19 protein-coding genes are annotated in these 21,431 nt (G+C 64.4%); 8 read left to right on the top strand and 11 right to left on the bottom strand.

The window, feature by feature from the left end; genetic code table 11:
• Position 1 precedes the first annotated feature (1 nt).
• The 4 genes from folK to hda are packed head-to-tail and all read right to left on the bottom strand — an operon-like array spanning position 2 to position 3,216.
• Positions 2-478 carry a 2-amino-4-hydroxy-6-hydroxymethyldihydropteridine diphosphokinase gene (folK, locus tag AC1DIX_RS20660; protein WP_442124261.1) on the bottom strand — a complete coding sequence of 159 codons (477 nt, stop codon included), beginning with the start codon at positions 476-478 and terminating at the stop codon, positions 2-4.
• Complete coding sequence (pcnB, locus tag AC1DIX_RS20655; protein ID WP_442124262.1) at positions 475-1,866, bottom strand: polynucleotide adenylyltransferase PcnB; 1,392 nt, start codon at positions 1,864-1,866, stop codon at positions 475-477. Before pcnB ends, folK begins: the two co-directional genes overlap by 4 nt.
• Positions 1,859-2,533, bottom strand: a complete 675-nt coding sequence (locus AC1DIX_RS20650) for a histidinol-phosphatase (protein ID WP_477326987.1) — start codon at positions 2,531-2,533, stop codon at positions 1,859-1,861. Before AC1DIX_RS20650 ends, pcnB begins: the two co-directional genes overlap by 8 nt.
• Entirely contained in the window at positions 2,530-3,216 is a 687-nt protein-coding gene (gene hda, locus AC1DIX_RS20645; protein ID WP_477254068.1) for a DnaA regulatory inactivator Hda, read from the bottom strand. Before hda ends, AC1DIX_RS20650 begins: the two co-directional genes overlap by 4 nt.
• 174 nt (positions 3,217-3,390) lie before the next feature.
• On the opposite strand from hda, the gene purM reads away from it, so the two are divergent.
• Positions 3,391-4,434, top strand: coding sequence for a phosphoribosylformylglycinamidine cyclo-ligase (gene purM / locus AC1DIX_RS20640; protein ID WP_477326985.1), 1,044 nt, complete (start codon positions 3,391-3,393; stop codon positions 4,432-4,434).
• 47 nt (positions 4,435-4,481) lie between these two features.
• Here purM and AC1DIX_RS20635 read toward each other — a convergent pair whose 3' ends face one another.
• The 5 genes from AC1DIX_RS20635 to AC1DIX_RS20615 all read right to left on the bottom strand — a co-directional run bounded on the left by AC1DIX_RS20635 (position 4,482) and on the right by AC1DIX_RS20615 (position 11,305).
• Complete coding sequence (locus tag AC1DIX_RS20635) at positions 4,482-6,548, bottom strand: alpha/beta hydrolase family protein (RefSeq protein WP_477326983.1); 2,067 nt, start codon at positions 6,546-6,548, stop codon at positions 4,482-4,484.
• Positions 6,549-6,658: 110 nt separating this feature from the next.
• On the bottom strand, positions 6,659-8,719 hold the full coding sequence (locus AC1DIX_RS20630; RefSeq protein WP_477326981.1) for a sodium:solute symporter family protein: 2,061 nt from the start codon (positions 8,717-8,719) through the stop codon (positions 6,659-6,661).
• 2 nt (positions 8,720-8,721) lie between these two features.
• Positions 8,722-9,030, bottom strand: coding sequence for a DUF4212 domain-containing protein (locus AC1DIX_RS20625; RefSeq protein WP_477326979.1), 309 nt, complete (start codon positions 9,028-9,030; stop codon positions 8,722-8,724).
• Positions 9,020-10,576, bottom strand: a complete 1,557-nt coding sequence (locus AC1DIX_RS20620; protein ID WP_477326977.1) for a sensor histidine kinase — start codon at positions 10,574-10,576, stop codon at positions 9,020-9,022. Before AC1DIX_RS20620 ends, AC1DIX_RS20625 begins: the two co-directional genes overlap by 11 nt.
• Before the next feature lie 21 nt (positions 10,577-10,597).
• Positions 10,598-11,305: a response regulator gene (locus tag AC1DIX_RS20615; protein WP_442124270.1), complete on the bottom strand. Its 708-nt coding sequence runs from the start codon at positions 11,303-11,305 to the stop codon at positions 10,598-10,600.
• Between the two features lie 190 nt (positions 11,306-11,495).
• On the opposite strand from AC1DIX_RS20615, the gene recA reads away from it, so the two are divergent.
• The 7 genes from recA to AC1DIX_RS20580 all read left to right on the top strand — a co-directional run bounded on the left by recA (position 11,496) and on the right by AC1DIX_RS20580 (position 18,338).
• Complete coding sequence (gene recA / locus AC1DIX_RS20610; protein WP_442124271.1) at positions 11,496-12,578, top strand: recombinase RecA; 1,083 nt, start codon at positions 11,496-11,498, stop codon at positions 12,576-12,578.
• 17 nt (positions 12,579-12,595) lie between these two features.
• Complete coding sequence (gene recX, locus AC1DIX_RS20605; RefSeq protein ID WP_442124272.1) at positions 12,596-13,054, top strand: recombination regulator RecX; 459 nt, start codon at positions 12,596-12,598, stop codon at positions 13,052-13,054.
• A gap of 289 nt (positions 13,055-13,343) precedes the next feature.
• Positions 13,344-13,901 (top strand): DUF2889 domain-containing protein, encoded by a 558-nt coding sequence (locus AC1DIX_RS20600; protein WP_477326975.1) that lies wholly within the window; start codon positions 13,344-13,346, stop codon positions 13,899-13,901.
• A gap of 71 nt (positions 13,902-13,972) precedes the next feature.
• A complete protein-coding gene (gene sucC / locus AC1DIX_RS20595) occupies positions 13,973-15,142 on the top strand; it encodes an ADP-forming succinate--CoA ligase subunit beta (RefSeq protein WP_477326973.1) in 1,170 nt (389 codons plus the stop codon).
• A 17-nt stretch (positions 15,143-15,159) separates the two neighbouring features.
• Positions 15,160-16,041 carry a succinate--CoA ligase subunit alpha gene (gene sucD, locus AC1DIX_RS20590; RefSeq protein WP_052234039.1) on the top strand — a complete coding sequence of 294 codons (882 nt, stop codon included), beginning with the start codon at positions 15,160-15,162 and terminating at the stop codon, positions 16,039-16,041.
• Between the two features lie 298 nt (positions 16,042-16,339).
• Positions 16,340-16,795 carry a pilin gene (locus tag AC1DIX_RS20585; protein WP_477326971.1) on the top strand — a complete coding sequence of 152 codons (456 nt, stop codon included), beginning with the start codon at positions 16,340-16,342 and terminating at the stop codon, positions 16,793-16,795.
• 79 nt (positions 16,796-16,874) lie between these two features.
• Entirely contained in the window at positions 16,875-18,338 is a 1,464-nt protein-coding gene (locus AC1DIX_RS20580; protein WP_477326969.1) for an O-antigen ligase family protein, read from the top strand.
• On the opposite strand, the gene AC1DIX_RS20575 is transcribed toward AC1DIX_RS20580, so the two are convergent.
• Both AC1DIX_RS20575 and AC1DIX_RS20570 read right to left on the bottom strand, forming a co-directional pair.
• Positions 18,335-19,042, bottom strand: coding sequence for a flagellar brake protein (locus AC1DIX_RS20575; protein ID WP_477326967.1), 708 nt, complete (start codon positions 19,040-19,042; stop codon positions 18,335-18,337). The genes AC1DIX_RS20580 and AC1DIX_RS20575 overlap by 4 nt on opposite strands.
• A gap of 171 nt (positions 19,043-19,213) precedes the next feature.
• Positions 19,214-21,295 carry a S9 family peptidase gene (locus AC1DIX_RS20570; protein ID WP_477326965.1) on the bottom strand — a complete coding sequence of 694 codons (2,082 nt, stop codon included), beginning with the start codon at positions 21,293-21,295 and terminating at the stop codon, positions 19,214-19,216.
• Between the last annotated feature and the right edge of the window lie 136 nt (positions 21,296-21,431).

Here is a 21,431-nt window from a genome sequence, read left to right as displayed (position 1 = left end):
GTCAGCGGATCTTTTCGATGGCCTGGTCGGCCACGCCTGGCAGCAGGTCCGCCACGCGGCCGCGGCCGGGAATCAAGAGCCCGGGCGCCAGCTCGGCCAGCGGTGCCAGCACGAAGGCGCGCTCGTGCATGCGCGGGTGGGGCACCAGCAGGGAAGGCGCATCAGCGATGACCTCGTCGTCGTACAGCAGCAGGTCGAGATCGAGGGTGCGCGGGGCGTTGCGGTAGGGGCGTTCGCGGCCGTGGGCCTGTTCGATGCCGTGCAGGGCGGCCAGCAATGCGCGGGCGCTCAGCGATGTGTCGACTTCCGCCACCGCGTTGACGTAATCGGCGCCCGAGGAATCGATGGGCGCGGTGCGGTACAGCGACGAGGCGCGCAGCAGGCGCACGCCCGGCACCCAGGCCAGGCGCTCCAGCGCGTCGAGGACGTTTGCACTGGCATCGCCCAGGTTGGCGCCGATGCCGATCCAGGAACTCATTCGCCGTCCGGTCCCGATGCGGCCTGCGCACCGGCGTCGAACTGGACTGCAGAGTCGCCGTCACCGGTCTTGCGCGGGCCGCGGCGGCGCGGGCGCTTCTTCTTCTCGCCGCCCAGCGGTTCGCGGGCCGAGTTGATCAGGCGCTCGCGCTCGGCGATGTCGCCGGCATAGAAGGTGGCCCACCAGTTGCCCAGCTCCGCATCGAGCTCGCCCGATTCGCAGCGCAGCAGCAGGAAGTCGAAGCCGGCGCGGAAGCGCGGGTGTTCGAGCAGCTTGTAGGGCGCCTTGCCGGTGCGGCGTTCGAAGCGCGGCTGCATCGCCCAGATGTCGCGCATGTCGGTGGCGATGCGGCGCTGCAGGGCCAGGCTGTCGGTCTGGTTGTCCAGCACATCGTCGGCGGCCAGGTGCAGGGCCGGGATCGCCGATTCGCCGGCGGCGCGGTAGGCGTTCCACTTTTCCAGCACCTGGTGCCACAGCAGGGAAGCGAACAGGAAACCGGCCGAGACGCCCTTGCCGGCACGAACGCGGGCGTCGGTCGATTCCAGCGCCAGGGTCACGAACTTCATGCCGATCGGCTGTTCCAGCACCACATCCAGCAGCGGCAGCAGGCCGTGATGCAGGCCGGAGGCGCGCAGCTCCTTCAGGCAGGCCAGCGAGTGGCCGGACTGCAGGAGTTTCAGCATCTCGTCGAACACGCGCGCGGCCGGCACGTTGTTGATGAGCGGCGCCATCACCGGGATCGGCGCGCGGGTGGCGGGCTCGATCGTGAACTGCAGCTTGGCGGCAAAGCGCACCACGCGCAGCATGCGCACCGGGTCTTCGCGGTAGCGCGCTTCCGGCTGGCCGATGATGCGCAGAACCTTGTCGCGGATGTCCTGGATGCCGCCGTGGTAGTCGAGCACCGACTGGGTCGCCGGGTCGTAGTACATGGCGTTGATGGTGAAGTCGCGGCGCTCGGCGTCTTCGTGCTGGGGACCGAAGTTATTGTCGCGCAGGACGCGGCCGTGCTCGTCCTTCGGCGCGTCGGTCCTGGCGTTGCCGCGGAAGGTGGTCACCTCCAGCAACTCCTGGCCGAACATCACGTGCACGATCTGGAAACGGCGGCCGATGATGAAGGCGCGCCGGAACAGCTTCTTCACCTCTTCCGGGGTGGCGTCGGTGGCGATGTCGAAGTCCTTCGGCTTCACGCCCAGCAGCAGGTCGCGCACGGCGCCGCCGACCACGAAGGCTTTGAAGCCGGCTTCCTGCAGGGTCTGGGTGACGCGCACCGCGTTCGGCGACAGCAGTTTCGGGTCGATGCCATGCTCGGCCGGGCCGAGGATCACGGGCTGGGTGGGATCGCGCTGGTCTTTCACGCCAAGGATCTTGCGGATGAATTTTTTAATCATTGAACAGATGGAGTAAAGGCCAGCCATGGGCGCTTGCGTGTTGGGCCAGTTTGGCGCTCGGGTTGGTCGCCACCGGGTGCGAAACGACGGACAGCAGCGGGATGTCGTTGTGCGAGTCGCTGTAGAAATAACTGCGCTCGAAGCCGTCGAAGGGCTTGCCCAGGCTCTCCAGCCAGGCGTGCATGTGGGTGACCTTGCCGTGGCCCTGGGTCGGGGTGCCGAGCAGCTTGCCGGTGGGATGGCCGCGTTCGTCCAGGTGCGGGCGCGCCGCGATCAGGTGCTCGACATCGAGTGCCCGCGCGATCGGCGCCGTCAGCCAGCCGTTGGTGGCGGTGATGATGGCCACCAGGTCGCCGGCGTCGCGGTGGCGCTGCAGCAGTTCCAGAGCCTTGGGATGGATCGCCGGCTCGATCACTTCGCGCATGTACTGCGCGTGCAGGTCCGCCAGGCGTGCCGGGTCGAAACCGGCCAGGGTGCCGAGGGCGAACTCGAGGTATTCGACCGGGTCGAGGGTGCCGGCCTGGTACTGGTTGAAGAATTCTTCGTTGCGGCGCTGGTAGGCGTCGCAGTCGACCACCTTGTTCCGTACCAGGAACTGGCCCCACTCGAAGTCGGAGTCGAGCGGCAGCAGGGTATGGTCGAGGTCAAACAGCGCGAGGTTGCTCATTCTTTGGATTCGTTTTGCGGGTTTCCCTGCAGCAGCAGGTCACGCAGCAGGGGCAGCGTGACCGGGCGCTGGGTCTCGAGCGAATACTGGTCGAGGGCGTCCAGCATGGTCGACAGGGAGCGCATGTCGCGCTTGAAATGGGACAGCAAATAGGGTAACACGCTCGCCGACAGCGTCAAACCGCGCGCCTCGGCGGCCTGGGTGAGGGCGGCGATCTTCTCGTCGTCCGACAGGCCGTGGATCTGGTACACCAGGCCCCAGCCCATGCGGGTACGCAGGTCTTCGCGCACCGGCAGCACGGCCGGCGGCACCGGGCCCGCGCAGACCATGTAGGCGCGGTGCTCGCGCACCTGGTTGAACAGGGCGAAGGCGTCGATCTGGCGTTCCGGCGTCAGGCGGTCGATGTCGTCCACCAGGTAGAGGCTGGTGTCCGGCGTGTAGGTGAACTGCTCGGCATCGGCGTCGAAGGCGATATAGCGCGAGCCGGGCGTGGCGGCCAGGCCGTGCAGGATGTGGGTCTTGCCGGCGCCGGTTTCGGCCCAGAGATAGCAGAAATGCTCACGCGAGGCGCGTTGCGCGAACTGGTGCATCAGGTGCGCCATTTCGGCATTCGCTCCTATCTGGAAGGTGTCGAGGCTCTGCGCCGGTTCGGCCGCGCCTAAATCGAGCACCAGCTGTTTCATGGCTTGCATCTCATCCGGGCTGAGGGAAAAAAGGCATATTGTTCTTGTTTTCGCGTCGTGGCGGGGCCGTTTTGCTAAAATAGCGGATTGACCAGTTGGCCGTTCCCGGCAGTGACGCGGGTGCGTTCAGTTGATCCACCGCTATCTATTTTACCGCCTCTGCTGCCAAATATCATGAGCCAACCGTCTAATGTTTCTCTCTCCTACCGCGATGCCGGTGTCGATATCGATGCCGGCGATGCCCTGGTCGAAGCGATCAAACCGTTTGCCAAGCGCACCATGCGCGAAGGCGTCCTTGGCGGCATTGGCGGCTTCGGCGGACTGTTCGAGATCAGCAAGAAGTACAAGGAGCCCGTTCTCGTGTCCGGTACCGACGGCGTCGGCACCAAGCTCAGGCTCGCTTTCGAGCTGAACCGCCACGACACGGTCGGCATCGACCTGGTCGCCATGAGCGTCAACGACATCCTGGTGCAGGGCGCCGAGCCGCTGTTCTTCCTCGACTACTTTGCCTGCGGCAAGCTGGACGTCGCCACCGCCACCGCCGTCGTCAAGGGCATCGCCCTGGGCTGCGAACAGTCCGGCTGCGCCCTGCTGGGCGGCGAAACCGCCGAGATGCCGGGCATGTACCCGGACGGCGAATACGACCTGGCCGGCTTCGCCGTCGGCGCCGTGGAAAAATCGCAGATCATCGACGGCAGCAAGATCGCCGCCGGCGACGTCGTGCTGGGCCTGGCTTCCTCGGGCATCCACTCGAACGGCTATTCGCTGGTGCGCAAGATCATCGAAGTCGCCAAGCCGGACCTGGAAGCCGACTTCCACGGCCGCAAGCTGGCCGATGTCCTGATGGCGCCGACCCGCCTCTACGTCAAGCCGCTGCTGGCGCTGATGCAGACGATGGAAGTGAAGGGCCTGGTGCACATCACCGGCGGTGGCCTGGTCGAGAACATCCCGCGCGTGCTGCAGGATGGCCTGACCGCCGTGCTGGACAGCAAGTCCTGGACCCTGCCGCCGCTGTTCCAGTGGCTGCAGCAGCATGGCGGCGTGGCCGACGCCGAGATGCACCGGGTGTTCAACTGCGGCATCGGCATGACCGTGATCGTGTCGAAGGAAAACGCCGACGCCGCCATGGCACGACTAGCGGCGGACGGCGAGACCGTCTACCGCATCGGCGAGATCCGCGCCCGCAACGAGGGCGAAGCCCAGACCATCGTCGTCTGATCCTTCCTGAACGCATGTGAAACGGGCGCCGCGGCGCCCGTTTTGCTTTACTGGATCACGGCATCCTTGCCGATATTCTTGTCGAGGAAGTTCTCGACCCGACCCCAGAAGTCGATGCGGTTCTTCGGCAGCGACCAGCCGTGACCTTCTTCCTGGTACTCGATCCATTCGACCTGCTTGTTGGTGCTGGTGACGGCATCGTAGAACTTGCGACCGTGGTACATCGGCACCCGATGGTCGACGCCGCCATAGGCCATCAGCAGCGGCTGGCGCAGGCGCGCGGCCTGGCGCAGCGGCGAGGTTGCCGTCAATTGCGCGGCATCCTTGACCGGGTCGCCGACCAGTTCCGGCATGCCGAATTCCTTCCACTCGTCGCTCATGTCGGACTTGAAGCTCCAGTGGCCGTCGTACAGCAGTTGGATGTCGGTGACGCCGACCCAGTCGATGCCGCAGCGGTACAGGTCCGGATCGTTGATCAGTCCCATCAGGGTGGCGTAGCCGCCGTAGCTGGCGCCGGCGATGCAGATGCGCTTCGGATCGGCGATGCCTTGCGCGATGGCCCAGCGCGTGCCGTCGGCGATATCGTCCTGCATCTTGAGGCCCCATTGTTTCCAACCGGCCGTGAAGTGTTTCGCACCGTAGCCGGTTGAACCGCGGAACTCCGGCTCCAGCACGGCATAGCCGCGCGAGGCCAGGAATTGCGTCTGCCCGCTCCAACCCCAGGCCGTGCCGCGCACATAGGGTCCGCCATGCACCAGCACCACCATCGGCAGTTTCGCTCCCTTCGGCGTGCCGGCGGGGAGGGTCAGCAGGGCCGGGATCTCCATGCCGTCGCGCGCCTTGTAGCGGAACGCATCCTGTCTCGCCATGCGGCGCGGATCGATGCCGGGACGGGCTTCGCCGACCTTGTTGAGCTTCCCGGTCTGCAGGTTGTACAGCATGAAGACGGAGGGCTGCACGCCCGAGTACGAACGCACCAGCACCCACGGCGCGTCGGCTGTGGCGGCCACCGAAATCACGTTCACGGTGGCAGGCAGCAGTTTGTCGACTTTTTCCTGCAGCGTCGTCATGGCCGGGTCGAACCAGACGGTGCCCCAGGCGTCGGTTTCATAGCGTACGCCCAGGAGCCTGGCGCGATTGCCGAGCAGGTTGCCGTTGAAATCGTAACCCTTGGTCTTGACCAGTGGCTCGGGGGCGATCTTGCCGGTCTTGTAGTCGAAGGCATACAGCGACAGTGTGTCCTGGCCGCCGCGCGCGCTCACGTAGAGCGTGCCATCCGGTCCGAAGCCTTCCGGCGAGATGGCGTCCTGGCCCCGTGCATAGGCGTTGTAGCTGACCAGCGTGCGCCATTCATCGGTGGCCGGGTCGAGGTAATAGATGACGGTGAGGCCGTTCTTCTGGCCGACCGCCAGGCGTGGCTTGCCTTGATGGTCGAGCATCCAGCTGGTGACATGGCCAGGGCTGCTCACGGATATGGTCTTGCCGGTCAGTGTATTCAGGGAGAGCAGCTTGACATTGGGGGCCACGCCATCCCTCTGGTTTTGCAGGTCCGGGCTGGTGACGTAGATGGAGTCCGAATCCTGGGCGCCGGTCTGCCGCATCAGGAAGGTATACCACGGCAGCAGCTTTCGCGCCGCGAGGCCGGTAGCCTCGGTCACGAAGTTCTGCCCGCGCCGGTCGGCCAGTTGGCGCAGGTTGGAGCCGTCGCGGTTGACCGCATACAGGCCGGCACCGAGGAACTGGTCGCCCGGCGCGACGTCGCTTTCCGTCACGTCGAAGGCCAGGCGCTCGTCGTTGACCCAGGCCACGTGGCCGATGTCGGCATCGCTGTAGGCCGCCACGACTTTGATCGTATTGGCTTGCAGGTCGACTACGCCCAGCAGCACTCGCCGTCCGGGCGCACTGGCGCGTGCGGCCAGGTAACGCCCGCTGGGAGAAAGCAGCGCGCCCCCGAAGCTGGAGTTGTCGAAAAAAGCCGCAAGTGGCAGCTGCGCGGCGGAGGCCGGGGCCGGCGCCGGCGCCTCTGCTGCGCTGGTCGATGCGGCACATTGCAGGGACAGCGTCAACAGCAGTGCCAGCGCGGCGCGGCGGCAGGGGATAAACTGAAAATGCATGAGGATCCTTGACGAAAGCGGCGGAGCGGGCCGCCACGATACGAAAAGGATATCAGTCGGACTATTCTTTCAGGCAACATTTTTGAGAATGTTGCCGTTCTGCTACAGAATCAAGCCTCCTCCGGCGCCCGGATGTACTCGACCAGCCCGGTGCTTTCGCGCGGCGGCGGCGGCGTCAGCAGGCTGACCACGGCCAGCACCGCCAGCCCGGCCGGCACCCCGAACACGCCGGCCGAGATCGGCGCGATGTGGAACCAGGTGCTGTCCGCGTTCCCGCCCAGGATCGGGTTGGTGTGCAGCATGTAGTAGACGCAGACCAGGAATCCCGCCAGCATGCCGGCGATCGCGCCCTGGTGGTTGGCGCGCTTCCAGAACACGCCCGCCACCAGCGCCGGGAACAGGGTCGAGCCGGCCAGCGAGAAGGCCGCGCCGACCAGCGACAGGATGTCGGCCGGCTTCTGCGAGGCGACGTAGGCGGCGATGAAGGCCACCGCCAGCAGCAGCAGTTTCGAGATCGTGACCCGCTTCTGGGTCGAGGCGCCCGGGTCGACCATCTTGAAGTAGATGTCGTGCGACAGCGCGTTCGAGATCGCCAGCAGCAGGCCGTCGGCGGTGGAGAGGGCCGCCGCCAGGCCGCCCGCCGCGACCAGGCCCGAGATCACGTAGGGCAAGCCGCCGATCTCCGGTGTGGCCAGGGTCAGGACGTCGCCGTCGATCGCGATCTCGGCCAGCTGCACGATGCCGTCGCCGTTGATGTCGGCGATGCTGATCAGGGGATTGGTCTTGTCGACGTTGGCCCAGTAGGAGACCCAGGTCGGCAGCGTGTCGTAACTGCTGCCGACCAGGGAGGTGTAGATGTCGAACTTGGCCAGCACCGCCAGCGCCGGCATCGTCAGGTAGATCAGCAGGATGAAGAACAGGGTCCAGAACACCGATACCCGGGTCTCGTGCACCGAGGGCGTGGTGTAGGCGCGCATCAGGATGTGGGGCAGGGCCGCGGTGCCGAACATCAGGCAGAACACCAGCGCCAGGAAGTTGTTGCGGCGCTGGTCGGATTCTTCGCGGGTCTTGCCGGGGAAGGGCTCCGCATGCGGTTCGGGCGGCTGGGCGCGCGCGAGGTTGGCGGCGCGCTGCTCGGCCCATACGTGGGCGGCTTCGTCGGCGGTGCGCGGGTAGGCGATCAGTTCGCGCTCGGCGTTGCGGACTTCGCCCAGCGAGGCGTTGCGGCCGCGCGCGGCGTCGAGCCGGCGCTGGACTTCGACCCTGCCCGCTTCCCACGATTGCGGCAGGGCCGCCAGCCTGGCGCCGTATTCGTCGGCCTTGGCCTTGAAGGCGGCCCGCACTTCCTGCTCGCGCGGGTCGACCGCCAGCTGGGCCTCGCGCTTGGCCAGCTTGGTCAGCACCGAGCCGTAGGCGACCTGCGGCACCGGGTTGCCGGCGAATTTCATCGACAACCACATGGTCGGGATCAGGAAGGCGACCAGGATGATGATGTACTGCGCGACCTGGGTCCAGGTGATGGCCCGCATCCCGCCGAGGAACGAGCAAACGAGAATGGACGCCAGCCCGAGGAAGATTCCGACCGAAAAGTCGACGCCGGTGAAGCGCGAGGCGATCAGGCCGACGGCGTAGATCTGCGCCACCACGTAGATGAAGGAGACCACGATGGTGGCGGCTACCGCCAGCGCCCGCACCAGCTTGCCGTGCCTGCTGCTGCCGCCGTAGCGCGCGGCCAGGAAGTCCGGCACCGTGTATTGCGCGAACTTGCGCAGGTAGGGCGCGATCAGCAGCGCCACCAGGCAGTAGCCGCCGGTCCAGCCCATCACGTAGGCGAGGGCGTCGAAGCCGTGCAGGTAGAGCGTGCCGGCCAGGCTGATGAAGCTGGCCGCCGAGATCCAGTCGGCGGCGGTCGCCATGCCGTTGAACAGGGCCGGCACCCGCCGTCCGGCCACGTAGTATTCGGAGACGTTCGAGGTGCGCGCCACCACGCCGATGATCGCGTACAGCACGATGGTGGCGAACATGTACAGGTAGCCGATCCACTGGCGCGGCATGCCTTCGTTTTCGAGGATCGCCAGCGCCGCCAGGAACAGGCCGAGGCAGGCCGTGAACCACAGGTAGTAGCGCGCCAGGCGCTGGAAGTAGCTGCGATGCTTGTTTTTGCCGCCCATGTTCACGCGCCGTCCCCGAGCATGCGTGCGAACTCGCGGTCGAGGATCCGCATGCGCCAGGCATAGACGCCGATGATGGCCAGGTAGATCAGCGTCGCGCCCTGGGCCGCCAGGTAGAAGGACAGCGGCCAGCCGAACACCGACATGTGCGCCAGGTCGCGCGCGAAGAACACGGTGCCGAAGCCGGTCGCCAGCCATAGCGCCAGCAGGACCAGGGTCAGCCTGCGCGCACGCGACCAGTGCAGGGCGCGCGCGGCGAGGATGCGCTCGCGCGGCGGCGGGGAAGGAGGGAGAACGCTGTCAGTCTGCATCGGGATCGGGTGGGGCGGGTGGTGGCGGGAAGGTCAGCCGGAACAGGCTGCCCGGGTATTTCTTGCTGGTGCTGCGCGGGTTGTAGAAGATCTCGATCTCGGCGCCGTGCTGCTGCGCGATCTCGCGCACGATTGCCAGGCCGAGGCCGGAGCCGGAGGCGCTGTTGCCGAGGATGCGGTAGAAGCGCTCGAACACGCGCGGACGCTCGCCCGGCGCGATGCCCGGGCCGGTGTCCTCGACTTCCAGCAGGGCCAGGCCGCCGTCGCTGCGCACGCGGACGGTGACGCTGCCGCCCGGCGGGGTGTAGCGCAGCGCATTGTCGATCAGGTTCGACAGCAGCTCGCGCAGCATCATGCCGTCCCCCAGGATCTCCAGCGGTCCGTCCGGGTCTTCGTAGCCGAGATCGATCTCGTGGGCGAAGGAGGCCGGCACCCAGTCCAGCACCACGCTGCGCGCCAGAAGCGCGAGGTCGAGCGGCTCCAGCGCCAGGCCGGCATGCGGCTGGTTTTCCGCGCGCGCCAGCGCCAATAATTGATTGACCAGGCGCGTCGCCGATTCCGAACTCTTGGCCAGCTGCTCCAGTGAGCGGTGGATCTCGTCCGGATCGATCTGGCGCAGGGCGAGTTCCGACTGCATGCGCATGCCGGCCAGCGGGGTCTTCATCTGGTGCGCGGCGTCGGCGATGAAGCGCTTCTGGGCGTCGATGGTGTGCGCCAGGCGCGCCAGCATGTCGTTCAGCGAACCCACCAGCGGCGAGATCTCTTCCGGCACCTGGCGCGAATCGATCGGCGACAGGTCGTCCGGTGGCCGCGCGCGGATCCGTTCCTGCAGCTGGGCCAGCGGCGACAGGCCGCGCGACAGCGCGAACCAGACCAGGGCCAGGATCACCGGCAGGATGATGAACTGGGGCAGAATCACGCCCTTGATGATCTCGTTGGCGAGCTGGGCGCGCTTTTCCAGCGTCTCCGCCACCTGCACCAGGGCCAGGCGCGGTTCGCCGCTGCCGCCCGTTCCCGGATCGAGCAGGGGTTGCAGGTTGACCCAGGCATAGGCGACCCGCACCGGGGTGCCGTGCAGGCTCTCGTTGCGGAAGTGCACGCGGCCGCTGCGCTCGGCGTCATCCGGCGGCGGCAGCGGCAATTCGCGGTCGCCGTCGACGACTTCGTTGCGCGGTCCCGTGATCTGGAAGTAGACGCTGTCGATGTCGTCGGCACGCAGGAAGTCGCGCGCGCTGCCGGGCAGGCGCGCCACCACCTTGCCGTCCACTTCCTTGACCTGCTGGGCCAGCACGGTGACGCTGTCTTCGAGCGCATGGTCGAAGGGCTGGTTGGCGATCGATTTCGCGACCAGGTAGGTGATGGCGATGCTCATCGGCCACAGCAACAGCAGCGGGGCCAGCATCCAGTCGAGGATCTCGCCGAACAGCGAATGCTGCATGCTCTCCTCGGGCTCGGGCCGCGGAGGAACATACACGGGATCGAAGGTCGAACCGGGGCCGGGTTCGGGCGCGATGATGCCGGCGCCGCGCCGCTTGAGGGACCTCATGTGCCGGCCTTGCCCGCCGCCTTACTTGCCGCTGCCGGCGGCCTGCGCCTTGCGTGCGCTGTCGGAATAGCGCTCCAGGCAGTAGCCCAGGCCGCGCACGGTGGCGATGCGGATGCCGCCGGTCTCGATCTTCTTGCGCAGGCGGTGCACGTAGACTTCGATGGCGTTGTTCGACACTTCCTCGCCCCATTCGCACAGGTGGTCGACCAGCTGTTCCTTGGACACCAGGCGGCCGGTGCGCGCCAGCAGGATCTCGAGCAGGCCCAGCTCGCGCGCCGACAGGTCCAGCATCTGGTCGTCGATGTAGGCGCTGCGCCCGACCTGGTCGTACACCAGCGGGCCGTGGCGGATCACGGTCGAGCCGCCGCCCTGGCCGCGCCGGGTCAGGGCGCGCACCCGCGCCTCCAGCTCGGAGAGGGCGAAGGGCTTGGCCATGTAGTCGTCGGCGCCGGCGTCGAGGCCGCCCACGCGCTGCTCGATCGAGTCGGCGGCGGTGAGGATCAGCACCGGCAGCAGCGAACCGCGCGCGCGCAGGCGGCGCAGCACGTCGAGCCCGGACAGCTTCGGCAGGCCGAGATCGAGGATCAGCAGGTCGAATTCCTGGGTCGACAGTGCGGTGTCGGCATCCTGCCCGTTCTTCACGCAGTCGATCGCGTAGCCGGACTGGCGCAGGGAGCGCGTCAGGCCATCGGCAAGTACGCTATCATCCTCCGCTAGTAAAATACGCATGATCTCCCCCTGGTTTTGTCGTTTGAGCCTAGCTTACCCGCATATTGTGTTTGATATCTCGCAACATGTCGAATTGATCAAATGGCGGTAAATATCGCTTGCCAAAACCACTGGGATTTTATACAGTACTTCCTATTGAAATCGCGCGAGCGGTCCCTATCTTGGTTCACTCTAGGACTGAAAGTAAATCATGGACGATAAAAAATCCGCAGTAAACGCAGCAGAGAAGGGCAAGGCGCTGGCAGCAGCCCTCGCGCAGATCGAAAAGCAATTCGGCAAGGGCTCGGTCATGCGCATGGACACCAATGCGCCGGTCGAGGAAGTGCAAACCGTGTCCACCGGCTCGCTGGGCCTGGACATCGCACTGGGCGTCGGTGGCCTGCCGCGCGGCCGTATCGTCGAGATCTATGGTCCGGAGTCGTCGGGTAAAACCACGCTGACCCTGCAAACCATTGCCCAGATGCAGAAAATGGGCGGCACCTGCGCCTTCATCGACGCCGAGCACGCGCTGGACGTCACCTATGCGCAGAAGCTGGGCATCAAGCTGGACGAACTGCTGATCTCGCAGCCGGACACCGGCGAGCAGGCGCTGGAAATCACCGATGCGCTGGTGCGTTCGGGCAGCGTCGACATGGTGGTCATCGACTCGGTGGCGGCACTGACCCCGCGCGCCGAGATCGAAGGCGACATGGGTGATTCGCTGCCGGGCCTGCAAGCCCGTCTGATGTCGCAGGCGCTGCGCAAGCTGACCGCGTCGATCAACCGTACGAACACCCTGGTGATCTTCATTAACCAGATCCGTATGAAGATCGGCGTCATGTTCGGCAGCCCGGAAACCACGACCGGCGGTAACGCGTTGAAGTTCTACGCCTCCGTGCGTCTGGACATCCGACGTACCGGTTCGATCAAGGCCGGCGACGAGGTGATCGGTAACGAAACCAAGGTCAAGGTCGTCAAGAACAAGATCGCTCCTCCGTTCAAGGAAGCCCACTTCGACATCCTGTATGGCGAAGGCACTTCCCGCGAAGGCGAGATCATCGACCTGGGCGTGGATAACAAGATCGTCGAGAAGTCGGGCTCCTGGTACAGCTACGGTGGCGAACGCATCGGTCAAGGTAAAGACAATGCGCGTATCTACCTGCGCGAGCGCCCGGCCCTGGCCCGCGAGATCGAAAACAAGGTCCGCGCCGCCCTGGGCGTGCGCGAACTGGCGCCGGTCGCTGCCGGTGACGGCGCCGGTGCGGCCGAGCTGACCGCTGTCGGCGAAGAGTAATCTTCGATAGCGTCTCAGTGAAACAGGTCCTGAGTCTCAAGGCTCGTGCGTTGAAGTATCTGTCGACGCGCGAGCACAGCCGGATCGAGCTGGGGCGCAAGCTGTCTCGCTATGCCGAGGAGGGGGACGACGTCGAAGCCCTCCTCGATTTCCTCGAAAAGAACAACTGGCTGTCGCAGGAAAGGTTCGCCGAGTCGCTGGTGCACCGCCGTGCCGGCCGCTACGGCAACAGCCGCGTGCTGGCGGAACTCCAGCAGCACGGCGTGAAGGGCGAAGAACTCGACGAGCTCAAGTCCGGCCTGAAGGAAACCGAAATTGCCCGCGCCCGCGAAGTGTGGCGCCGCAAGTTCAACCGGGTTCCGCAGGATGCTGAAGATCGTAGTAAACAGATGCGCTTCCTCATGGCGCGTGGTTTTTCGCAGAGCGCGATCCGCAGCGCAATGCAGGGACGAGACGAGGACGACGAGGAATCGTGACCCTCGGTTTGGCCCGACGCTTCAACGCTGAGGCGCAAGCGCACAGCGCCACCCGCCGACGTGCCGCCCGCGGCTCCTCCTCAACGGCGGATTGACGCTGTGCGCTTGCACTTCGGTGTTGTCAAACTGCCTGTCAAAATGGCAGCCGGGTGCATCCGCTGGCGCCCTGTGCTAAACTTTCATGGTTTAAGCAGCGCCGCAAGAGCGGTTGTTGCCGTAGAAGCTGCGGCAACGTGCATCAGGCACAACGGCTGCATACTTTTTTCGCCGCATTCCGGCATTGGTGTTTATGCCCCTGTCATCCCCCGCACCGCGTAAGCTAAGGCACACGCGCGCCATCACCGTTGAAGCGTTCGCGCGCGACGATGGGCTGTGGGACCTCGACGCCTGCATCCGCGACATCAAGACCCACGATATCGACCTGCCTTCCGGCCCCCGCCCGGGAGGCGTGCCTGTGCACGATCTGAGGCTGCGCGTGACCATCGACCACGAGATGGTCATCACGGACGCCGAAGCTTCGTCAGATGCCGTACCCTATCCCGGTTATTGCGACACCATCGCTCTCGCCTACAAGAAATTGATTGGCTTGTCGCTGCTGAAACATTTCCGGCTGCACCTGAAAGACCGCCTGTCCGGCGTCCTCGGATGCACCCATTTGACCGAACTGGCACAGGTCCTGCCCACTGCGGCAATCCAGGCCTTTGCCGACGACGCCATGGAAAACCGCGAAGCCGCGCAATCGGCCGAGCGTCCTTATGAACTCGACCGCTGTCATGCGCTGCGCACCGACGGTCCTGCCGTCGCCAAGTACTACCCGCGCTGGGCCTTGAAGGTGGTGTCGGGGTAGTATTCCGGTTTTTGTAGCCTCTATTTATTCAACCGCATTTCTAAATCAGTAACAGAAGAAGGGAAGCCAGCATGAAAATCCATGAGTATCAGGGCAAAGAGATCCTCCGAAAATTCGGAGTGACCGTTCCGCGCGGCATTCCGTGCATGTCGGTGGACGAAGCCGTCAAGGCAGCTGAAGAGCTGGGCGGCCCGGTCTGGGTAGTCAAGGCGCAGATCCATGCTGGCGGCCGCGGCAAGGGCGGCGGCGTCAAGGTCGCCAAGTCGATCGACCAGGTCCGTGAATACGCGAACCAGATCATGGGCATGCAGCTGGTGACCCACCAGACCGGCCCGGAAGGTCAGAAAGTCCGCCGCCTGCTGATCGAAGAAGGCGCCGACATCAAGCAGGAACTGTACGTCTCGCTGGTTACCGACCGCGTCACCCAGAAGATCGTCCTGATGGCCTCGTCGGAAGGCGGCATGGACATCGAAGAAGTCGCGCACAGCCACCCGGAAAAGATCCACAACGTCGTGATCGAGCCGTCGGTCGGCCTGACCGACGCGCAGGCTGACGACGTCGCCCGCAAGATCGGCGTGCCGGAAGGCTCGATCGCCGCCGCTCGCGCCAACCTGCAAGGCCTGTACAAAGCCTACTGGGAAACCGATTGCTCGCTGGCCGAAATCAACCCGATGATCGTGACCGGCGACGGCAAGGTCATCGCACTGGACGCCAAGTTCAACTTCGACCCGAACGCCCTGTTCCGCCACCCGGAAATCGTCGCCTACCGCGACCTGGATGAAGAAGATCCGGCCGAAGTCGAAGCATCGAAGTTCGACCTCGCCTACATCTCGCTGGACGGCAACATCGGCTGCCTGGTGAACGGCGCCGGCCTGGCCATGGCCACCATGGACACCATCAAGCTGTTCGGCGGCGAGCCGGCCAACTTCCTGGACGTGGGCGGCGGTGCGACGGCTGAGAAAGTCACCGAAGCATTCAAGATCATGCTGAAGAACCCGGGCCTGAAAGCCATCCTGGTCAACATCTTCGGCGGCATCATGCGCTGCGACGTGATCGCCGAAGGCGTGATCACCGCATCGAAAGCCGTCTCGCTGAAGGTGCCGCTGGTGGTCCGCATGAAGGGCACCAACGAAGACCTGGGCAAGAAGATGCTGGCCGATTCCGGCCTGCCGATCATCTCGGCCGACACCATGGAAGACGCAGCGAAGCAGGTCGTTGCCGCCGCTGCTGGCCAAGCCTAATTCGCAAAGGAAATAACATGTCGATTCTGATTAACAAAGACACCAAAGTCATCACCCAAGGTATCACCGGCAAGACCGGCCAGTTCCACACCCGCATGTGCCGCGACTACGCGAACGGCCGTGAAGCCTTCGTGGCCGGCGTGAACCCGAAGAAAGCCGGTGAGGACTTCGAGGGTATCCCCATCTTCGCAAGCGTCAAGGAAGCCAAGCAGAACACTGGCGCCAACGTTTCCGTGATCTACGTGCCGCCGGCAGGCGCCGCCGCCGCGATCTGGGAAGCCGTCGAAGCCGAACTCGACCTGGCAATCTGCATCACCGAAGGCATCCCGGTCCGCGACATGATGGAAGTCAAAGATCGCATGGCCAAGGCCGGTTCGAAGACCCTGCTGCTGGGCCCGAACTGCCCGGGTCTGATCACCCCGGACGAAATCAAGATCGGCATCATGCCGGGTCACATCCACAAGAAGGGCCGCATCGGCGTCGTCTCGCGTTCGGGCACCCTGACCTATGAAGCAGTCGGTCAGCTGACCGCGCTGGGCCTGGGCCAGTCGTCGGCAGTCGGCATCGGTGGCGACCCGATCAACGGTCTGAAGCACATCGACGTGATGAAGATGTTCAACGACGATCCGGATACCGACGCTGTCATCATGATCGGCGAGATCGGCGGCCCGGACGAGGCGAACGCTGCTTACTGGATCAAGGACAACATGAAGAAGCCGGTCGTCGGCTTCATCGCCGGTGTTACCGCTCCTCCGGGCAAGCGCATGGGCCACGCCGGCGCGCTGATCTCGGGCGGCGCCGACACCGCGCAAGCCAAGCTGGAAATCATGGAAGCCTGCGGTATCAAGGTCACCAAGAACCCGTCGGAAATGGCTCGCCTGCTGAAGGCCATGCTGTAATCCGCCAGTTCTTCAGCCGGAACGGAAACGGGGAGCTTCGGCTCCCCGTTTTTTTTGCAGGCACGCGACAATTTTCGACACCTGGACAAATTTTGCCGCTGGCCATGACAAAAATTGTCATACGGAAAGGGTAATACTGACAAAAATTGGTGCTGGCACGGCGTTTTGATGTATGCATGCTAACGATTTCGCATGGAAACGACCTGGCACGGCAGTTGCATATAGAAAAGGGCAGAAGCAAGCAGCACCCGGATAAGCAGTCACCCTTTAAATGCCGTACCAAAACTGGAGAGATACCATGAAAGCACCGAAAATGATGAAGAAAGCCGAAGGCGGCTTTACCCTGATCGAACTGATGATCGTCGTCGCGATCATCGGTATCCTGGCAGCCGTCGCGATCCCGGCTTACAGCGATTACACCGCCAAGGCCAAGGCTGCTAACGCCCTGTCGGCTGTTGACCCGTACAAGACCGCTGTTGCGATGTGCGCTCAGGAAGCAGGTGGTGTTTCTGGCTGCACCAGCGGCCCGACCTTCACCGCGACCAAGGAAGTCAAGAACGTCGCAGTTGGCGCTAACGGCGTGATCACCATGACCCTGGACAACATCGGCAAAGGCACCGAAAGCGGCGACAAGACCGTGACTTTCGCCCCGACCCTGAACGAGACGAATGTTACTTGGAAGATCGATGCATCGTCGATCACCGCCAATCCCACGCTGAAGGCTGCTTTCGAGAAGAATTCGATCGGTTCGTAATCCTCGGCAATAGTCACGCAAAGCCGCCTTCGGGCGGCTTTTCCTTTTCAGTTCCGAAACTGTCCAAGTCAGAGGCGCCATGTCCAGCTCAGCACCTTCCGCCATCGGTCTCCGCATTGCCGCAAAGCCAAACGGGACCGGCCAGGCATTGCTCGTCATCGCTGCCATGGCAGCCAGTTTCTTGTGGGCTTCTGGCCACGACGACCAGCGTTGCATCGAACTCGGGCTACTGGCCGTCATGGCCGCCTTCATCATGACGCGCAGTGAAGCTGCGGACGGTATCGCCGGGCTGAATCCGATCGCGCGCGCGTGCCTGGTCGGATTTTTTGCCCTCGGCGCCGTCTCGGTATGGAATGCCTACTCGCTGACGCATGCCCTGTACGAGTGGTCGATGCTGCTGCTCTTGCTGCTAACCGTAGCCTTGCTCGCTGCGGGGCTGAGCCGTGCCGGAAACAGCGGTCTCCTGCTTGCGCTGCAATGCATCGGCGCTATTTCCGTCCTCTACTCCCTGCGCGTCCTGCTGATGTATGCCGCAACGCTTGCCAACACAAACCACCTCGACATGCAGGATCTGGCGATTGGATTCAGTAATATCCGATTTCTCAACCATACGCAGACGGTCCTGCTGCCCTTCATCGTACTTCTTTACCTGCAAGCTCCCCCACGTAGCGTTTTGCGCCGGGTATGGTTTGCGCTGGCGGCATTCTGGTGGGCACTGCTGTTCGTCAGCGAAGCACGGTCCAGCATCCTGGCTCTGGGCGCCGGCTGCGCGGTCGTGCCGGCAATTCGCCGCTCCCAGGCCTCTAGCTTCCTGAAGGCGATGGCGCTTGCCGCGCTGGCAGGCGGCATCGCCTATCTGTTGGGATTCATTCTGCTGCCGATGCTGGTCGGTCTACGTCCTTTCGACGCAGCCGCAAATGTCCTGCAGCGCACGGCTGCCGACCCGACATCGGGCCGCAACCTGCTGTGGCATTTGTCTTGCCAACTGATGGCCACGCATCCCTGGCTCGGCATTGGTCCTCAGCATTTCGCTCATTACGGCGCGACACTGGGTATCGGTGCTCATCCACATAACTTCATCATGCAGATCGGCGTTGAATGGGGTATCCCGGCGTTGTCGTGCCTGCTTGGAGCGATCGGTATCGGCGTACGCGGCCTGGTCCGCACTGGCGCCCACATCGCCGAGTCAGACTCGAGCAATCAGCAGATCCTGGTCGCCTTGCTGGCGACTGGCGCAGCAATCGTCGTGGATGGTTTCTTCTCCGGTGTACTCGTCATGCCCCAGAGCCAGATGGCGATCGTTCTGTACCTGGGTTGTGCCGTCGGCTGGGTTAAATCGCGGCAGGCAGTGCTCGCGCCGCGTGCCACGATGCCGCTACGCTGGCTGATTGCCGGCCTGGCAGTTGCAGCAGTCGCTGGTATGGCAATCGCGGTCGCGCCGAGCATCGCCACGCATGCCCGTCACGAGCCACTGACGCCGCCGGAGCTGGCAGCCAACCCGAGGTCATACTGGCCCCGCATGTGGGAAGCCGGCTACTTCTAGACGATCTTCTGCCGGTCCGCCAGCAGCACCTCATAGGTCAGGTTCTGCAGCATGGTGAAGTGCATCGGATCCAGCTTCAGGAATTCCACGCCGTAGGCGAAGATCTCCGTTGCGTCCGAATCGCGGCGCAGCGCGTTGACGTTGCGCACCGCCGCGCGTGTCCTTACCCGCACTTCCTTCTCATCCATCGGCGAAGTCAGGCCGAATTCCAGTTCGATCTCGCCGCCGTCTTCCGGCAGGCTGCAGTTCGACTCGATGCGTGCGCCGTTGACGCTGACATTGGTGAGCGTGCAGCCGACCGGGGCCGCATCCGGATGCGCAGGCAGCACCTGGGCCGGAATGTCGACCTTGACCCGCATCGCCGTGCGCAGGCTGGTGCCCTGGATCGTGTCGGGGAAGGACAGGTGGACGTAGAGCAGGGGGCGGTCGAAGACGCGCGCGACCGTACAGGCGAAGGAGCACACGTTCACGCCCGAGAACACGCGGATGGTGATCCGCTCGCCTTCCACCAGCCCGACCGGGACGCCGTTCTCCTGCGGGATCTTGACGATCAGGTACTCGTCCATCATCCAGCCGATGAGTGTGGAGAAATACTGCATCGGCTTGATGCGGCGGTAGGTAATGAATTGAAGCCGGACGCCGACCTGGAGGTTCAAGGCCGCGAATCCGAACTCCTGGGGTTTGAGTTCGCGTTCTGTCTGCATACTGCTCATCGTCGGTTTTCCGTGGTTCTGGCTCGCATATCCGACGGCCGCAAGAAACATTCAGGAGCGCCGGTAAGTTGCCATGATAGCACTTTGTCATTCCTTTCGCATGGCAAATGAAAAAAAATGCCCGCGCGAAAGCGGGCATGTGGTGAAAGACCGACTGCGGGCTCAGGGTTTGATGTGTTGGTCCAGCCAGTTGATGACCGTGTGGTGCCACAGCAACGAGTTGGCCGGCTTCAGCACCCAGTGGTTTTCGTCCGGGAATACCAGCAGCTTGCTCTCGATGCCACGGCGCTGCAGGGCCGTGAAGGTCGACAGGCCCTGGGCGGTCGGGATGCGGAAGTCCTTGTCGCCTTGCACCACCAGCATCGGGGTCTTCCACTTGTTCACGTGCAGGACCGGGTTGAAGCGCTCGTGCTTTTCCGGCACCGAGAAATAGGGGCCGCCGTTTTCCCAGTCGGTGAACCATTGCTCTTCGGTCGAGTAGGCCATGCCGCGGGTGTCGAACACGCCGTCGTGGTTGACGATGCACTTGAAGCCGTCCGACCAGTTACCTTCGATCCAGTTCATCATGTAGCCGCCATAGGAGGCGCCCAGCGCGCAGGCTTTCGAGCGGTCCAGCCACGGATATTTCGTCACGGCTGCGGCCAGGCCCTTCTTCAGGTCCTCGAGCGGCTTGCCGCCCCAGTCGCCGCTGATGGCGTCGGTGAACTTCTGGCCGTAGCCGGTCGAACCGTGGAAGTCGATGAACACCGACGCATAGCCGGCGCCGGCATAGACCTGCGGGTTCCAGCGGTAGCTCCAGCCATTGCCGAAGCTGCCCTGCGGGCCGCCGTGCACCAGGAAGGCGATCGGGTATTTCTTGCCCGGCTCATAGTTCCACGGCTTCATGACGTAGCCATGGACGGTGTCGCCGTTCGCGCCCTTGAACGAGAACTGCTCGTACTCGCCCCAGCGCACGTCGCCCAGCTTGTCGGTGTTCAGGTCGGTCAGCTTGACCGGATTGTCGGTGCCCAGTTTCATGGCGTAGAGCTGGGCGCCGGACGCCAGGCTGGCCTGGGTGAAGGCGATGGTGTCGGCGCGCACGTCGAAGCCGCCGATCGAGCCCTTGCTGGTCAGCGGCGTGACCTTGCCGCTGGCGACGTCGATCGAAAACAGCTTGTGCTGGCCGATGTCTTCGGCGTCGGCGATCAGGGCCTTGCCGTCGCGCGTCCACTGGATGCTGCCCGGCGAACGGTCCCAGCTCTCGGCGATGTTGCGCTTCTTGCCGCTGGCCAGGTCGAGCAGGACGATGTGGTAGCGGTCGGCTTCGAAGCCCGGACGCGTCATCGACAGGTAGGCGAGGGTGCGGCCGTCCGGCGAGAACACGCCCTTGGTATCCCATGCCTTGTTATCCGCGGTCAGGTTTTTCGGCGTGCCGCCTCCGGCCGGCACCGAATACAGGTCGAAGTTGGTCGACCAGGCTTCGGTCTTGCCGGCGATGCGCACCGAGAACACGACGGTCTTGCCGTCCGGGCTGAAATGGAATTCCTCGCGGTCGCCGAAGGGCTTCGAGGGCACGTCGCCGTCCAGCGAGCCGGACAGACTGCTAGGTGCGCCGTTCACGCGGCCGCCGGCGTCCAGCGGCGCCGAGTAGAGCACGGCGTTGCGGCCGTCGGCCCAGGTATCCCAGTGGCGCACGAACAGGCGGTCGTAGACCATGCCGGTGGCCTTGTCCTTTTCCTTGGCGTCGGCCTTGGCCTTGGTGCAGGCCAGGTCCGGGCAGTCGCGGAACACCGACATGCTGAGCGCGATGCGGTCGCCCGTCGGCGAGACGCGGTAGGCGTCGACGTCGACCGGCATGTCGGTCACCTTGACCGGATCGCCGCCCGCCAGCGAGATGCGCCAGACCTGGGACGAGCCCGAACGGGCGGACAGGAAATAGATCGCATCCCCTAGAGCCGACCATTCCGGATCGGTGCTGCTGGCGGCATCCGAGGTCAGGCGCTGCGGCTTCGCGTTCGCGGCGCGCAGGTCGACCAGGTACAGATCGGTATGGCCCTTGTTCTTCGCCATGTCGGTGCTGCGTACCGTGTAGACGATGCGGCTGCCGTCGGGCGACACCGCCGGCGTGCCGACGCGCTCCATCGTCACCAGGTCCTCGACCGTGAAACCGCGCGGCGCGGCCACGGCGGCGTGCGCCATGGTGACGGCGGTCGTGGCGAAGGTCGCGGCAACGGCGGCTGCCAGCGCAAGCAAACGTACTTTCATCCTGTCCTCGTGCTTCTGTGAAAAGAAGCAATTTAACATGTGGAAAGGATGATGGGGAATCAGTTATCCGTCTGAACCCCGCTGCCCGCGGGCGGGATTAACCGACACCTCCTGCGCCTGCACATGACAGGCGCGG

It is taken from the genome of Massilia sp. 05N420 (assembly GCF_056397205.1).
This window is presented reverse-complemented; position numbering and strand designations above follow the sequence as displayed.

Bases quoted from the DNA above. Each gene is read 5' to 3' on its own strand.
- AC1DIX_RS20615 (WP_442124270.1), bottom strand. From the start codon at position 11,305: ATGCGTATTTTACTAGCGGAGGATGATAGCGTACTTGCCGATGGCCTG.
- AC1DIX_RS20570 (WP_477326965.1), bottom strand. From the start codon at position 21,295: ATGAAAGTACGTTTGCTTGCGCTGGCAGCCGCCGTTGCCGCGACCTTC.
- hda (WP_477254068.1), bottom strand. From the start codon at position 3,216: ATGAAACAGCTGGTGCTCGATTTAGGCGCGGCCGAACCGGCGCAGAGC.
- AC1DIX_RS20620 (WP_477326977.1), bottom strand. From the start codon at position 10,576: ATGAGGTCCCTCAAGCGGCGCGGCGCCGGCATCATCGCGCCCGAACCC.
- AC1DIX_RS20575 (WP_477326967.1), bottom strand. From the start codon at position 19,042: ATGCAGACAGAACGCGAACTCAAACCCCAGGAGTTCGGATTCGCGGCC.
- AC1DIX_RS20625 (WP_477326979.1), bottom strand. From the start codon at position 9,030: ATGCAGACTGACAGCGTTCTCCCTCCTTCCCCGCCGCCGCGCGAGCGC.
- recA (WP_442124271.1), top strand. From the start codon at position 11,496: ATGGACGATAAAAAATCCGCAGTAAACGCAGCAGAGAAGGGCAAGGCG.
- AC1DIX_RS20635 (WP_477326983.1), bottom strand. From the start codon at position 6,548: ATGCATTTTCAGTTTATCCCCTGCCGCCGCGCCGCGCTGGCACTGCTG.
- AC1DIX_RS20650 (WP_477326987.1), bottom strand. From the start codon at position 2,533: ATGAGCAACCTCGCGCTGTTTGACCTCGACCATACCCTGCTGCCGCTC.
- folK (WP_442124261.1), bottom strand. From the start codon at position 478: ATGAGTTCCTGGATCGGCATCGGCGCCAACCTGGGCGATGCCAGTGCA.
- sucC (WP_477326973.1), top strand. From the start codon at position 13,973: ATGAAAATCCATGAGTATCAGGGCAAAGAGATCCTCCGAAAATTCGGA.
- AC1DIX_RS20630 (WP_477326981.1), bottom strand. From the start codon at position 8,719: ATGGGCGGCAAAAACAAGCATCGCAGCTACTTCCAGCGCCTGGCGCGC.
- AC1DIX_RS20580 (WP_477326969.1), top strand. From the start codon at position 16,875: ATGTCCAGCTCAGCACCTTCCGCCATCGGTCTCCGCATTGCCGCAAAG.
- pcnB (WP_442124262.1), bottom strand. From the start codon at position 1,866: ATGATTAAAAAATTCATCCGCAAGATCCTTGGCGTGAAAGACCAGCGC.
- sucD (WP_052234039.1), top strand. From the start codon at position 15,160: ATGTCGATTCTGATTAACAAAGACACCAAAGTCATCACCCAAGGTATC.
- AC1DIX_RS20585 (WP_477326971.1), top strand. From the start codon at position 16,340: ATGAAAGCACCGAAAATGATGAAGAAAGCCGAAGGCGGCTTTACCCTG.
- purM (WP_477326985.1), top strand. From the start codon at position 3,391: ATGAGCCAACCGTCTAATGTTTCTCTCTCCTACCGCGATGCCGGTGTC.
- AC1DIX_RS20600 (WP_477326975.1), top strand. From the start codon at position 13,344: ATGCCCCTGTCATCCCCCGCACCGCGTAAGCTAAGGCACACGCGCGCC.